Source organism: Candidatus Fukatsuia symbiotica, assembly GCF_003122425.1.
Lineage (GTDB): Bacteria > Pseudomonadota > Gammaproteobacteria > Enterobacterales > Enterobacteriaceae > Fukatsuia > Fukatsuia symbiotica.
This window is the reverse complement of the sequence record NZ_CP021659.1, coordinates 2697375-2710690: the sequence shown is the minus strand read 5'-3', so window position 1 is coordinate 2710690 and position 13316 is coordinate 2697375. Positions and strand designations below refer to the sequence as shown.

The window sequence follows — 13316 nt, the reverse complement described above, 5'->3', positions numbered from 1 at the left end:
CGCCAGTTCATGACTAATTTCTTTATAGATCGTCCCATTTTTGCCTGGGTTATCGCCATCATGATTATGTTGGTGGGTGGGTTTGCGATAATGAAATTGCCAGTAGCGCAGTACCCAACTATTGCACCACCTTCTATTGCAATATCGACCAATTATTTGGGTGCCGATGCAGCCACGGTGCAAAGTACAGTGACACAAATTATCGAACAGAATATGAATGGTATCGATAATCTGCTGTATTTATCTTCTAGTAGTGACTATTCAGGCAACGTAGAAATCCTCCTGACATTTAAACCGGGCACCGATCCAGATATCGCACAGGTACAAGTCCAGAACAAATTACAGCTGGCTATCCCGCTGTTACCACATCAAGTACAGCAGCAAGGTGTCAGCGTCGAAAAATCTAACGATACTTACTTAATGTTTCCTAGCTTTGTTTCTGAAGATGGTTCCATGCGGCAAGAAGATATTGCTGACTACATAGCGACTAATATTAGGGATCCTATCAGTCGAATATCGGGTGTGGGTGATGCGCCTCTTTTCGGCGCACAGAACGCAATGCGTATCTGGCTGGATCCGGATAAATTAAACAGGTTTAAACTCACCCCGTGGAGGTGATTAATGCCATTCGAGTACAAAATAGCCAGGTTGCTGCGGGGCAGCTCGGCGGTACTCCGGCAGTACCGGGTCAACAACTTAACTCTTCAATTATCGCTCAAACCCGTTTGACTTCATCAAAAGAGTTTGGCCGGATCTTATTGAAAGTGAATACTGATGGTTCACAAGTACGCTTAGAAGATGTCGCTACCGTGGAACTGGGCTCTGAAAACTATAATGTGATTGTACGTTATAACGGCAAACCGGCGGCAAGTCTCGGTATTAAATTAGCGACCGGGGCTAACGCTTTGAAGACCGCCGCGGCAGTAAGAGCAGAATTAGACAAATTGCAGCAATTTTTTCCACAGGGTTTGAAAGTAGTTCATCCGTATGACACCACGCCATTTGTGAAAGCTTCCATTAATGAAGTGGTAAGAACACTGGTTGAGGCCATTATCCTTGTTTTCTTGGTAATGTACCTATTTTTACAAAACTTTCGAGCAACCTTGATCCCAACTATTGCGGTTCCGGTGGTATTGCTGGGCACTTTCGCTATCCTTTATTCATTCGGCTACTCGATAAATACGCTCACGATGTTTGGTGTTGTGCTGGCTATTGGCTTGTTGGTCGATGATGCCATCGTCGTGGTAGAGAACGTCGAACGCGTTATGCAAGAGGAAGGATTGTCACCAAGAGCCGCAACCAAAAAAGCGATGGGGCAGATCCAAGGCGCTTTGGTGGGAATTGCACTGGTTTTGTCTGCGGTATTTGTCCCTATGGCCTTTTTCGACGGTTCTACCGGTGCAATTTATCGGCAATTTTCGATTACTATCGTTTCTGCCATGATGCTATCGGTCTTAGTGGCGCTTATCCTGACTCCCGCTTTATGTGCAACCATGCTCAAGCCTCTCGCTAAAGGTAGCCACGGCGTAGAACGTGGTTTTTTCGGCTGGTTTAATCGTCTATTTGCCAAAAGCACGCAACATTACAGTGATAGTGTCAGTCATATTCTGCGTGGTACCGGCCGTTATTTAGTGATTTATCTGTTTATTATCATGGGTATTGTCGTGCTGCTGTTGCGTTTGCCAGCCTCTTTTCTACCAGAAGAAGACCAGGGGGTATTATTGACTCTGGCTCAACTCCCCGCGGGAGCGACACAACAACGTACTGAGAAAGTACTTGAACAAGTCACTGATTATTACCTGGCTCAAAATGCCGTTGACTCAGTTCTTACGATTAACGGTTTTGGTTCCAGTGGGCAGGGCCAAAATGTGGGTTTGGCATTTATCAGTTTGAAAGATCGGGATGAACGTCCAGGAAAAGAAAATACAGTTCATGCGGTTGTCAATCGTGCCGCTCAGGCTTTTGCAGGTATTAAAGATGGCTTGGTATTCGCCTTTAACATCCCTGCTATTGTCGAACTAGGTACCGCGACAGGTTTCGATTTTCAGCTGATTGATCAAGGGAATTTGGGGCATCAAAAACTGACGGAAGCACGTAATCAGTTATTAGCTATGGCAGCACAACATCCTGATGTGTTGGTGGCTGTCAGACCGAATGGTTTGGAAGATACACCCCAGTTCAAAATTAAGGTGGATCAGGAGAAAGCTCAGGCGCTTGGCATTAGTATCTCGGATATTAATACCACTCTCGAGTCTGCTTTAGGTGGCAGTTATGTGAACGATTTTATTGACCGTGGTCGAATCAAGAGAATTTTCGTTCAGGCCGATGCGCCATTTCGTATGTTACCAAGCGATATCGATAAGTGGTACGTGCGGAATAGCGCAGGCAAAATGGTGCCGTTCTCTGCCTTTTCAAGTACAAAGTGGGAATACGGATCTCCACGACTGGAACGCTATAATACTCGACCATCGATGCAGATTTTAGGGGAAGCCGCGCCGGGTAAAAGTAGCGGTGAAGCGATGGATCTGATGCAGGAGTTAGCAGCAAAGCTCCCCGCTGGTATAGGTTATGAATGGAGTGGGATGTCCTATCAGGAGCAACTATCGGGTAGTCAAGCCCCCGTGCTGTACGCTGTTTCTCTGGTTGTGGTATTTCTCTGTCTGGCTGCACTGTATGAAAGCTGGTCGATTCCGTTTTCAGTGATGTTAGCAGTACCGGTAGGGATTATTGGTACATTGCTGGCCACTGCTTTACGTGGATTAGACAACGATGTTTACTTTCAGGTTGGTTTACTAACGACTATTGGGTTATCTGCCAAAAATGCTATCTTGATAGTTGAATTTGCCAAAGAATTGATGGAAAAAGAAGGCAAAGGTCTGGTTGAATCGACCCTTGAAGCTGTTCGCATACGCCTCCGGCCGATTCTTATGACTTCTTTGGCTTTTATACTTGGTGTTATGCCGTTGGTTGTCAGCAGTGGTGCCGGTTCTGGTGCACAAAATGCAGTGGGTACTGGCGTGATGGGTGGTATGGTTAGCGCAACGGTATTGGCGATTTTCTTTGTGCCAGTGTTCTTCGTGGTGATCCGCCGTCATTTCAGCAAGAAAAGCGATAATGTCGATAAGATAGAGGAAAAATAACATAGCTGTGTGATGCTGAAAGCCAGTAAGTGGCTTTCAGCTTTTAGAACCTGTCCGAAATCTCTTGTGCTCGTCGTGTTTTGGTCAAGTAATTCGTCAAAAACGGGCTCCAAATGCTCATTGACTCCCTTTTGTTGACAAAGAATAAACCGCGCTTTTTCGCCCATTTTTTCCTCGTCTGAGCACAACGAAAAAGAGTTGGAACCGGCTCTTTAGCGAGCCCAGAACAATTTTTTAGCAAAGCCCAGCTCATTATTTGTCATTTTTATTTCTAACAGACGAAGTTGCCAGAGGGGTGTTACAGCCGTTTTTGCTACTGGGAAACGTTGACAATAACGTTTGCGGATGTGTTTATCTTCACTGGTTAACACGGCAATATCACCACGATATTGGATACCTTTAATCAATCTCGGGTCATCGGGTTGGTTGGCAATGGTACCAACCACCCGTGGATTGAGTTGCATTAATTCGGCGTGGCGAGTGGTCGGTTCTGTCATCAGATATAACCTCATGTCCTGTTGATCAAAGAGGTAAAAACAGTTGGCACACCACATATCGGCAGCCTGACTAGCACACAGGGTCAATACGTGCTGTTGGTCTAAAAAATCGCAAATTATTGCTAAATTTGCTGAATTTTGCATCAATACTTGCTCCGTATTATAAGAACCTATTCGAAATTTCTTGTGCGTGCCGTGTTTTGGTCAAGTAATTCTTCAAAAACGCGCTCAAAATGTTCATTGACTCCCTTTCTTATTGTATACAAAGAGTAAACTGTGCTTTTTCGCTCATTTTTTCCTCGTCAGAGCACAACGAAAAAGATTTGGAACAGGTTACAAAAAAACGTGAAAAGAAATTAATAAGCGGTCAACGAAAATCATTAAATAATGTTAGTATCCATTTTCTTATTCTATAGTTAGAGAGGCTGGAAGGTTTGTTTTTTTAACTCGACTTCTGTATAGCCTACTGCGTGATGTAAATGCGGTGTACGCGGTGCATGTACTTGTTGTGCCGTGCAGTTATTGCGCGCCGGGCGCCTTGATTTCACACCACTCGTTACGGTTTTGCAAGAAGTCTACTAAATATATCTGGATTACATATGAAGAAAGTCATGATCGTTTGCGGTGTCGTCACATTGGTCGGTTGTACTGGTTTCTCACTGATTAAAAATTTTGGTAGTGAACCTCTGGTGACTGAGGCGTCAAAAGTGGGTGCAACCAAACAACATGTTTTACAGGTAGGTGGTCAGCCTAGACAGAGTTAAACCATCCGCAATGGCAGTGGGACATGCTTTGATTACGTGTTACAGAAAGAGGGTGAATCTACACCTTTTTATGTTGCCTTCAATCCACAGGGGCTGGTCACCGCGGGCGGCTTTACTACCTGTAATAATGCGGATCAACAGGGTTTATTAAAAGCCGGCCAACCTAACCGCCAAATTTATTAATGTGTTAGAGCCTGTTCCGAATCTCTTGAGCGGCCGCTAAGACGAGGAGAGAATGGGCGAAAAAGCGCAGTTTATTCTTTGACCACCCTTCGATTTTACTACCTTTGATACAGCTTATTTATCCATTTTTTTGTCATTGGGTTTTATCCGCTATTTCGACTAATTATATGGATTTTTTGCTCAAAATCGTTCTTAATCTGCATTTTCGAGGGGATTTCGCTCTCAGAGTGGAGTCCGAGAAAAACTTGTGGGATGATTGCTCGGTTTTTAGGGGGCGAAGATGGGAAAGCTTACGCTGCTATTATTAATTTTGCTTGGCTGGCTACAATATTCACTATGGCTGGGCAAGAACGGTGTTCACGATTTTATCCGTGTCAGAAATTATGTTATGGCGCAAGAGAGCGATAACCATAAACTTAAAGTGCGTAACGATCAGCTGTTTGCGGAAATCGGTGATTTAAATATTGGTCGAGAGGCGATCGAAGAACGTGCGCGCAATGAATTGGGAATGATTAAACCCAATGAAAGTTTTTATCGTCTGGTTCCTGAACAATCAAGGAATAAGGTAAAACAAGATAATAAAAGATGAATTCTCTTTCTGAAGTGATTGCTGTACTGCCCGCTGCCGGAATTGGCAGTCGTATGCAAACTGCCTGTCCTAAGCAATATCTAATGCTTAGAGGTAAAACGATACTTGAACATGCGATTGAGATCCTGCTGTATCATCCGATTGTGCAACGTATTATTGTGGTGCTTAACCGGCAGGATGATCGATTTCACTCTTTACCGATTGCAGGTAATGCCAAAATCAGCGTAGTTCACGGTGGTGATCAGCGTGCTGATTCGGTGATGGCGGCGTTACGACATGTAGAAAAAAACGCAAAGAAATCCATGTGGGTTCTTGTCCACGATGCCGCGCGTCCTTGTTTGCATGGTGACGATTTGGATCTTTTGTTGAACATTATTGGGCACAGCAAGATCGGGGGCATATTAGCAACACCGGTACGCGACACCATGAAACGGGCTATAGCGCCTGTTGCGGCTAGGGCGACCATCGCTCACACCGTAGAGCGGCAACAGCTTTGGCATGCTCTCACGCCGCAGTTTTTCCCGTTTGAATTGTTGAAAACCTGCTTATCACGTGCTATCGATGAAAAAGCAGAGATAACGGATGAGGCTGCTGCGCTGGAATATTGTGGCTATTATCCACAATTAATCAATGGTCGATCTGATAATATTAAGGTGACATACCCAGAAGATCTGGCCTTGGCCGAATTTTATTTAACCTATAGAGATCATCAGGAGTAAAAATGATACGGGTAGGACAGGGTTTTGATGTACATAAATTTGGCGGTAAGAAGCCGTTGATGATTGGCGCTGTCGCTATTCCTTATAAACAGGGCTTATTGGCGCATTCTGACGGTGACGTATTATTGCACGCTGTTATTGATGCATTACTCGGCGCTGCTGCTCTCGGGGATATCGGTCAATTATTTCCTGATACCGATCCCTTGTTAAAAGATATCGATAGCTCTGTTTTACTACGTAAAGCTTACGATCGTGTTAGTGAAAAAGGTTATCGTCTGGCTAATATTGATGCCACCATTATTGCACAAGCACCTAAAATGGCACCTTATATTCCGCAGATGCGGGATAATCTCGCGAAGGTTCTGCAATGCCATAAGGATGATATTAGTATTAAGGCCACGACCACAGAAAAACTGGGTTTTATCGGACGTGAGGAAGGTATCGCCTGTGAAGCTATTGCCCTGTTGATTGCCTCTTGTTGATCGAAGGATAGTAAATGGAATGATAAAAAATATGCGGACTTTGCTCATGCAACTGCGCCAACAAGGTATCCGCGATGAAAGCTTATTACAAGTTATCGAAGCAGTACCACGTGAACATTTTGTCGATGAAGCGCTTGCCCACAAGGTTTATGAAAATATAGCGTTACCAATAGGCTCAGGACAAACGATCTCGCAACCTTATATGGTGGCGCTTATGACAGAATTGCTACAGTTAACCAAAACTTCACGGGTATTGGAAATTGGCACGGGCTCTGGTTATCAGACAGCAATTCTGGCGCATTTGGTGGAACATGTCTGCTCGGTTGAACGTATCAAAGGGTTACAATGGCAAGCGAAACGTCGGCTTAAACTATTGGATCTGCACAATGTTTCTACCCGCCACGGTGATGGCTGGCAAGGGTGGGCATCGCGTGCACCCTTTGATGCCATCATTGTCACCGCGGCGCCGCCAGAAATTCCACCCCTGTTATTACAGCAATTGGATGAAGAGGGGATATTAGTACTACCGGTCGGAGAGAAAAATCAAACGTTAAAAAAAGTGGTTAAGCGCCACAATAAATTTTCTATTGAGCTGATAGAAATGGTGCGTTTTGTTCCGTTGGTTAGAGGAGAGCTGGCATAATTATTGCCATTTGTCTTTTTATAGCTGCCAGAAATGCAGGATCAACAGTGATCGTTATTTAGACTACGAGAGATTTATCTATCGTTATACCTGTGGGCAAGAGAGCAGAATTGACATGCCGGAATTACCTGAAGTTGAAACCAGTCGCCGCGGGATAGAGCCGTATCTTGTCGGCCAAACAATCCTGTGTGCAATAATCAGGGACCCCCGTCTACGTTGGCCGATTTCCGATGAGATCCTCAGGCTGACTGATCAAATAGTCTTAAGTGTACAGCGTCGTGCCAAATATCTGCTGCTCGAACTGCCAGCGGGCTGGATTATTATTCATCTTGGTATGTCCGGTCGCCTGCGCGTGCTACCACAGGGGACGGCGGCCGAAAAGCATGATCACATTGATTTGGTGATAAGTAATGGCAAAATATTGCGCTATAACGATCCACGCCGTTTTGGTGCCTGGTTATGGGCTGAAAATCTCGCTAGCTGCCGTGTTTTCGCACAGTTAGGGGTAGAGCCTTTGACCACAGAATTTAACGAGCACTATCTATTTGAAAAGTCTCGAGGTAAACGTACGCTGATTAAGCCCTGGTTGATGAACAATAAAATTGTGGTGGGTGTGGGCAATATTTACGCCAGTGAATCGTTATTTTTTGCTGGGATTTTACCTGAACGTCCGGCAGGTTCATTAACGAAAAGCGAAAGCAGTCTATTGGTAAGCACTATCAAGGCGGTGTTACTCGGTTCCATCGAGCAAGGGGGAACCACGTTACGTGATTTTTTACAATCGGACGGCAAACCGGGCTATTTTGCCCAACAGTTACAGGTTTATGGTCGTGCGGGCGAACATTGTCATCAGTGTGCACATGTCATTGAAATAGCGAAACAGGGGCAACGCAGCACCTTTTTTTGTCGTCACTGCCAGCATTAGATTTCTTGCAAAACCGTGGTGAATGCTACGAAGTCAAGGCACCTGGCGCGCAGTCACTGCGCGGTATATGCGAGTACATGAGGATTGCGAGCACCAGGTAACACAGAATTTGCAGCACGTATTTACAAACACATAGGTAGGTTTCGCAAGAAGTCTATTAACGCGCCACCTTGGCTAACAAGGCTTGTGTAACGGAGGCAGGAAGAAAAGAAACGATATCGCCACCGTGGAAGGCGACTTCTTTTACCAATGCTGAAGAGATGAATGAATATTTTTCCGAGGGCAACAGGAACAGGGTTTCTAACTCTGGCATCAAATGGCGATTCATCTTTGCTAGCTGGCATTCATAGTCGAAATCTGTAGCAGAACGTAGCCCACGGATTAAGATATTGGCTTTTTTTTCTTGCGCAAAATTAACCATTAATCCATTAAAATCAATAACTTCGACATTTTTAAGAGTACGAGTGACATCTTTTGCCAGTGCAATACGCTCTTCCAGAGTAAACAGCGGCTGCTTAGTGGAACTGACAGCAATTGCCACAATAACCTTCTCGAATAGAGTGGCGGCACGTGTCACTAAATCTAGGTGTCCATTGGTGATGGGATCGAATGTACCAGGATAAATCGCTTGAGTAGTCATGATTGCTCGTTTGTTATTAGAACCTGTTCGAAATCTCTTGTGCTGGCATGTACCGCGCAGTTACTGCGTGTCGAATGCTTTGACTTCACACCACCCGTGACAGTTTTGAAAGAAGTCTATTGTTGTTTTCTTTTTTGTTGATCATGTAATGACCATAGGGTGGTGTATTTATTAAAAGTATATTGTGCATTAACGAAAGCGAGTAACAAACCTTGTTTACCATCGAGAAACCCTGCCTGTAATAACCATGTTCGACAAAAAGCGCCGATAGCATGAGCAAAAATGGTGAGATAATGACAGCTTTTGCCTTGTTGATAACGCTGAACTGCCCAGGCCTCGGCATAACTAAGTTGCTTTCGTTGAAAGGTACAAAAATCGCGACAGGTCAGATGCAGCAGATTACCGTTGAGAGGTGTTACTTCGGCGGGATCACAATTTAGTGATTCATGCACAGCGTGATCATTATACTGATAGTGTTGACGAGGATATAAACGGGTAACCTGGTCTGGATACCAACCACCATGGCGCATAAATCGCCCTAAAAAAAGGTTACGTCGGCTACAGCTATAAACTGCGTTGTTATTGGCCGTCGTGAGCACCGTTTCGATGGCGATTTTTAATTCGGGGGTCATTCTTTCATCAGCATCGATCATAAAAATATAGTCACTGGTGGCGTATTGCTGTGCTAATTGCCTCTGTTTGCCAAAACCTTGCCAATCGGTATTTGTATAGACCTTTGCACCATGATGTTGAGCTAAGAGTAGGGTATTATCCTGACTGCCTGAATCGAGCACCACTATCTCATCGGCCCAAGCAACGGAAAGTAGACAGTCAATCAATAAGGGCGCTTCATTTTTGGTGATCATCACCACAGACAAGCGTTTTTTGGTATTCATTAGACCTCTTCGGAAACTCTGATTTATCTAATTTCCATGTTATAAGTTGCTGCAATCAGATTAAATCGTAATCCAAAACGTTTTCGCCTGTTTCGATAACGATCTGATACGATTTTAAATCGTTTAATCATACCAATGACATTTTCGTTTAATACACGCTGGCTTGATAACTCACGATTGTTGCGTTTATCTTCTTTTGTTAAGGGATTTTTCTTTGTCTTTTTCTTAGGCAACGCCGAGTTTGAATGGATCTTGCCAAGCCCTTGGTAACCTGTATCTGTCACTGTTTTGATTTCAGGATGTATTCGCACGCCAGACTCTTTGAACAACCTAAAATCATGACGCCTCCCATGAGTAAAGCTTGTACAGATGACTGCTTTGCTTTTTTTATCGACGATCACTTGGGTTTTTAAGGTGGGTCGTTTCTTTTTTCCTGAGTAAAACTGCTTTTGTTTTTTTTGGGGACGTTCAATCGGCGTTTCTGTGGCATCAATAAGAACGAGCTCATACTCCCTATCACTTTTTAATAAAGCTTTGCGTCCAAGGAGTGCAAAATCAGGATGCTTTATTAGCGTATTTTCTATCCATTTAATCGTTTCATAGCAGGTGCTCTCACTCACCCCATCGCTTCGGCTAACATGAAAATAAGTGCGATATTCCCGTAGATACTCAAGGGCCATTAATAAGCGATCTTCTAAACCCAGCTTGGGTTTCCGACCTCCTTTCCCTTGCTTACATTTATCTGCTTCATTCAATATCTTTATCATCTTTTCAAATGTACTGCGTTTAACTCCGGTTAAGCGCCGAAATTTTTCCTCTTCCAATACCTTTATTTGTTCATATTTCATGGGGGCTCCTTGTTCAGGAGATTTTTAACAACATTCCTACATGAATGCTATAGCAGGCGCCGTATCAGTTGATTATGAAAATCAGAAATAACATATTGATATTAATTAATATTTATTAACAAAAGTGATCACGTTACATGGCGCCTGCTATAGTTTCCGAAGAGGTCTATTGAATAAACCTTTTCGAACCGAAGATTATCCCAATGAATTTCGAGTTACGGCAAGGCGGCAATCAATCGAATCCCAGGAGTGTACAGGTAGTACATGACTGGGATGAGTGCGAGCAGCCAACGCCGCCGTAACTTGAAAGGCGAAGGGTATATGCTGTGAAGCCGAGGGACGTGGCACTTTGTGAGCGGGAGTGTACAGATTAACGATAACAACATCAATGATACCACTGGCATTTTGTCTCGGTAAGCCGTATAACGGTGGTTTGTCTTTTTTTCTATTCTTCATTAGACTTCTTGCATAACTTACTGCGTGGTGTAACTTACTGTTTTGTAAGAATTTTGTTGATTAAAATTGATAGATGATTATTATGAATGAACCCTTGATACGCATTATTGCGAACGAAATACAGGCTCGATCGGAGCAAGTTATCTCCGCTATCGCGTTGCTTGATGAAGGTAATACTGTACCTTTTATTGCGCGCTACCGTAAAGAAGCGACTGATGGTTTAGATGATAGCCAATTGCGTCAGTTGGAGACCCGTCTTAGCTATTTACGTGAATTAGAAGATCGCCGCCAGATCATCCTGAAATCTATTAGTGAACAAGGTAAGCTCACTGATCAACTGGTCACGGCTATTAATGGTTCGATCAGCAAAACTGAGTTGGAAGACTTGTATCTTCCCTACAAACCTAAACGTCGCACCCGTGGGCAAATCGCTATTGAGGCGGGCTTGGAGCCTCTGGCTGATAGTTTGTGGCATGATCCGCAACAAAACCCCGAGCAACTCGCTAGTGATTATGTGGATGCTGATAAAGGTGTGGTTGATAGTAAAGCTGCGCTGGAGGGAGCACGTTATATTTTAATGGAGCGTTTTGCCCAAGATGCCCGTTTGTTGGCAAAAGTGCGGGAATATCTGTGGAAAAATGCACATTTGGTCGCCAAAGTAATAGCCGGTAAGGAACAGGAAGGCGCCAAATTCCGTGATTATTTCGATCACCATGAACCTATTGCGGGAGTGCCATCCCACCGTGCGTTGGCAATGTTCCGCGGTCGTAATGAAGGCGTACTGCAACTGGCGTTAGATGCTGATCCGCAATTTACCACAGATATGGTTGGTCGTACTGTGCAAGAAAGCCAAGGTGAGCGGATCATTACCCATCATTTGGATCTGCGCCTGAATAATGCTCCGGCTGATGCCTGGCGCAAAACGGTTGTTAACTGGACTTGGCGCATCAAAGTATTGCTCCACCTAGAAACAGAGCTGATGAGTAGGTTACGGGAGCAAGCTGAAGAGGAAGCTATCAAAGTATTTGCCCGCAATATGCAAGATTTGCTGATGGCAGCGCCTGCCGGCATGCGAACTACTATGGGCCTGGATCCGGGTCTACGTACTGGTGTTAAAGTAGCGGTGGTTGATGCCACGGGTAAATTGGTGGCGACCGATACTGTTTATCCGCATACGGGTCAAACAGCAAAAGCCGCTGCCAGCGTAGCGGCTTTGTGTATCAAACATCAGGTTGACTTAGTCGCCATTGGCAATGGTACCGCTTCGCGCGAGACTGAGCGTTTTTACAATAGGTTGCAAAAAGACCACGCGGCGGTGACTGCTCAAAAAGTAATAGTCAGCGAAGCAGGTGCTTCGGTGTATTCAGCATCAGAACTGGCAGCGCTAGAATTCCCCGATCTTGATGTTGCTATCCGTGGTGCTGTCTCTATTGCCCGTCGTTTGCAGGATCCCTTGGCTGAATTGGTAAAAATCGATCCAAAATCCATCGGTGTCGGTCAGTATCAACATGATGTCAGCCAAAGCCAACTGGCGAAAAAACTGGATACTGTAGTAGAAGACTGTGTCAATGCTGTGGGCGTTGATCTGAATACGGCATCGGTACCGCTCCTGACCCGCGTGGCGGGCCTGAGCAAGATCATGGCACAGAATATTGTCAACTGGCGTAACGAGCATGGTCGCTTTCGTAATCGACAGCAATTGCTGACGGTGGCTCGTCTTGGACCTAAAGCGTTTGAGCAGTGTGCAGGTTTTTTACGTATTAATCATGGCGACAATCCGCTCGATGCTTCGACAGTACACCCGGAGACGTATCCAGTAGTACAACGTATTTTGACAGTTACTCAACAGATGTTGCCTGATCTAATGGGTAATGCCCGCATCTTGCGTAATCTACATGTTTGCGATTTTGTCACTGAGCGTTTTGGCGTACCTACTGTTACCGATATTCTGAGGGAACTAGAGAAACCAGGTCGTGATCCGCGCCCTGAGTTTAAAACGGCTACCTTTACGGAGGGTGTTGAAACCCTTGACGATCTCTATCCTGCGATGATCCTGGAAGGCACTGTTACTAACGTGACTAATTTTGGTGCTTTTGTGGATATTGGCGTGCATCAAGATGGTTTGGTGCACATTTCCTCATTGGCAGATAAATTTGTTGATGATCCTCATAAAGTGGTCAAAACTGGTGATATTGTCAAAGTCAAGGTGATGGAAATCGATATACAACTTAAACGCATCGCTTTGACGATGCGTTTGAATGAGCAGCCAGGGGACACGTCCGCCCGTCGTGGTGCCAGCAACGGTGACGACAATAAAAATCGCCAGGCTAATCGTAATAATCTACCTGGCAAACATACCACTAAAAATAAAATAGATAACTCAACAACAGGTAACAGCGCCATGAGTGATGCTCTGGCACTAGCCTTAGGCAAACTCCGTGCACCTTGACTCCAGGTTACGAGCCAAGGCTTGGTAGGCAGTAGATTTACCACCAATTAAAAAGGAAAGACGCCCAGTTTCCCGGAAAGTTATT

Annotated in this window: 13 protein-coding genes and 1 pseudogene; 9 read left to right on the top strand and 5 right to left on the bottom strand. The window is 44.7% G+C overall.

The window, feature by feature from the left end:
* Positions 1-9 precede the first annotated feature (9 nt).
* Positions 10-3140: pseudogene (locus tag CCS41_RS13200) on the top strand (efflux RND transporter permease subunit).
* 212 nt (positions 3141-3352) lie between these two features.
* Here the strand turns inward: CCS41_RS13200 and CCS41_RS13195 are convergent.
* The gene (locus tag CCS41_RS13195; protein ID WP_072550440.1) at positions 3353-3781 is read right to left on the bottom strand and encodes a YhbP family protein; all 429 of its coding nucleotides are present in this window, start codon (positions 3779-3781) and stop codon (positions 3353-3355) included.
* 455 nt (positions 3782-4236) lie between these two features.
* Here CCS41_RS13195 and CCS41_RS15770 point away from each other — a divergent pair, with 455 nt between their 5' ends.
* From CCS41_RS15770 to mutM, 7 genes are all read left to right on the top strand, one after another.
* Positions 4237-4401 (top strand): hypothetical protein, encoded by a 165-nt coding sequence (locus CCS41_RS15770; protein WP_162860086.1) that lies wholly within the window; start codon positions 4237-4239, stop codon positions 4399-4401.
* A 36-nt stretch (positions 4402-4437) separates the two neighbouring features.
* Positions 4438-4584: a hypothetical protein gene (locus tag CCS41_RS15765; RefSeq protein ID WP_162860085.1), complete on the top strand. Its 147-nt coding sequence runs from the start codon at positions 4438-4440 to the stop codon at positions 4582-4584.
* A gap of 280 nt (positions 4585-4864) precedes the next feature.
* Positions 4865-5173, top strand: coding sequence for a cell division protein FtsB (gene ftsB, locus CCS41_RS13190; RefSeq protein WP_072550439.1), 309 nt, complete (start codon positions 4865-4867; stop codon positions 5171-5173).
* On the top strand, positions 5170-5892 hold the full coding sequence (gene ispD / locus CCS41_RS13185; RefSeq protein WP_072550438.1) for a 2-C-methyl-D-erythritol 4-phosphate cytidylyltransferase: 723 nt from the start codon (positions 5170-5172) through the stop codon (positions 5890-5892). Before ftsB ends, ispD begins: the two co-directional genes overlap by 4 nt.
* 5 nt (positions 5893-5897) lie before the next feature.
* Positions 5898-6374, top strand: a complete 477-nt coding sequence (gene ispF, locus CCS41_RS13180) for a 2-C-methyl-D-erythritol 2,4-cyclodiphosphate synthase (RefSeq protein ID WP_072550469.1) — start codon at positions 5898-5900, stop codon at positions 6372-6374.
* Positions 6375-6393: 19 nt separating this feature from the next.
* The gene (locus CCS41_RS13175; protein ID WP_072550437.1) at positions 6394-7017 is read left to right on the top strand and encodes a protein-L-isoaspartate(D-aspartate) O-methyltransferase; all 624 of its coding nucleotides are present in this window, start codon (positions 6394-6396) and stop codon (positions 7015-7017) included.
* Positions 7018-7132: 115 nt separating this feature from the next.
* Positions 7133-7942 carry a bifunctional DNA-formamidopyrimidine glycosylase/DNA-(apurinic or apyrimidinic site) lyase gene (gene mutM, locus CCS41_RS13170; RefSeq protein WP_072550436.1) on the top strand — a complete coding sequence of 270 codons (810 nt, stop codon included), beginning with the start codon at positions 7133-7135 and terminating at the stop codon, positions 7940-7942.
* Positions 7943-8099: 157 nt separating this feature from the next.
* Here mutM and coaD read toward each other — a convergent pair whose 3' ends face one another.
* From coaD to CCS41_RS15760, 4 genes are all read right to left on the bottom strand, one after another.
* Complete coding sequence (gene coaD, locus CCS41_RS13165; protein WP_072550435.1) at positions 8100-8582, bottom strand: pantetheine-phosphate adenylyltransferase; 483 nt, start codon at positions 8580-8582, stop codon at positions 8100-8102.
* A gap of 116 nt (positions 8583-8698) precedes the next feature.
* On the bottom strand, positions 8699-9478 hold the full coding sequence (locus CCS41_RS13160) for a glycosyltransferase family 2 protein (RefSeq protein ID WP_072550434.1): 780 nt from the start codon (positions 9476-9478) through the stop codon (positions 8699-8701).
* Between the two features lie 23 nt (positions 9479-9501).
* Positions 9502-10326, bottom strand: coding sequence for an IS5 family transposase (locus CCS41_RS13155; protein WP_119797680.1), 825 nt, complete (start codon positions 10324-10326; stop codon positions 9502-9504).
* Positions 10327-10521: 195 nt separating this feature from the next.
* Positions 10522-10782, bottom strand: a complete 261-nt coding sequence (locus CCS41_RS15760; protein ID WP_072550613.1) for a hypothetical protein — start codon at positions 10780-10782, stop codon at positions 10522-10524.
* A gap of 82 nt (positions 10783-10864) precedes the next feature.
* On the opposite strand from CCS41_RS15760, the gene CCS41_RS13150 reads away from it, so the two are divergent.
* A complete protein-coding gene (locus CCS41_RS13150; RefSeq protein ID WP_072550612.1) occupies positions 10865-13231 on the top strand; it encodes a Tex family protein in 2367 nt (788 codons plus the stop codon).
* The last annotated feature ends 85 nt before the right edge of the window (positions 13232-13316 follow it).

What these genes read in the sequence shown, in the direction of transcription:
- CCS41_RS13195 (WP_072550440.1), bottom strand. Translation starts at nt 3,781, where the DNA reads ATGCAAAATTCAGCAAATTTAGCAATAATTTGCGATTTTTTAGACCAA.
- CCS41_RS15770 (WP_162860086.1), top strand. Translation starts at nt 4,237, where the DNA reads ATGAAGAAAGTCATGATCGTTTGCGGTGTCGTCACATTGGTCGGTTGT.
- ftsB (WP_072550439.1), top strand. Translation starts at nt 4,865, where the DNA reads ATGGGAAAGCTTACGCTGCTATTATTAATTTTGCTTGGCTGGCTACAA.
- ispD (WP_072550438.1), top strand. Translation starts at nt 5,170, where the DNA reads ATGAATTCTCTTTCTGAAGTGATTGCTGTACTGCCCGCTGCCGGAATT.
- CCS41_RS13175 (WP_072550437.1), top strand. Translation starts at nt 6,394, where the DNA reads ATGATAAAAAATATGCGGACTTTGCTCATGCAACTGCGCCAACAAGGT.
- mutM (WP_072550436.1), top strand. Translation starts at nt 7,133, where the DNA reads ATGCCGGAATTACCTGAAGTTGAAACCAGTCGCCGCGGGATAGAGCCG.
- coaD (WP_072550435.1), bottom strand. Translation starts at nt 8,582, where the DNA reads ATGACTACTCAAGCGATTTATCCTGGTACATTCGATCCCATCACCAAT.
- CCS41_RS13160 (WP_072550434.1), bottom strand. Translation starts at nt 9,478, where the DNA reads ATGAATACCAAAAAACGCTTGTCTGTGGTGATGATCACCAAAAATGAA.
- CCS41_RS13155 (WP_119797680.1), bottom strand. Translation starts at nt 10,326, where the DNA reads ATGAAATATGAACAAATAAAGGTATTGGAAGAGGAAAAATTTCGGCGC.
- CCS41_RS15760 (WP_072550613.1), bottom strand. Translation starts at nt 10,782, where the DNA reads ATGAAGAATAGAAAAAAAGACAAACCACCGTTATACGGCTTACCGAGA.
- CCS41_RS13150 (WP_072550612.1), top strand. Translation starts at nt 10,865, where the DNA reads ATGAATGAACCCTTGATACGCATTATTGCGAACGAAATACAGGCTCGA.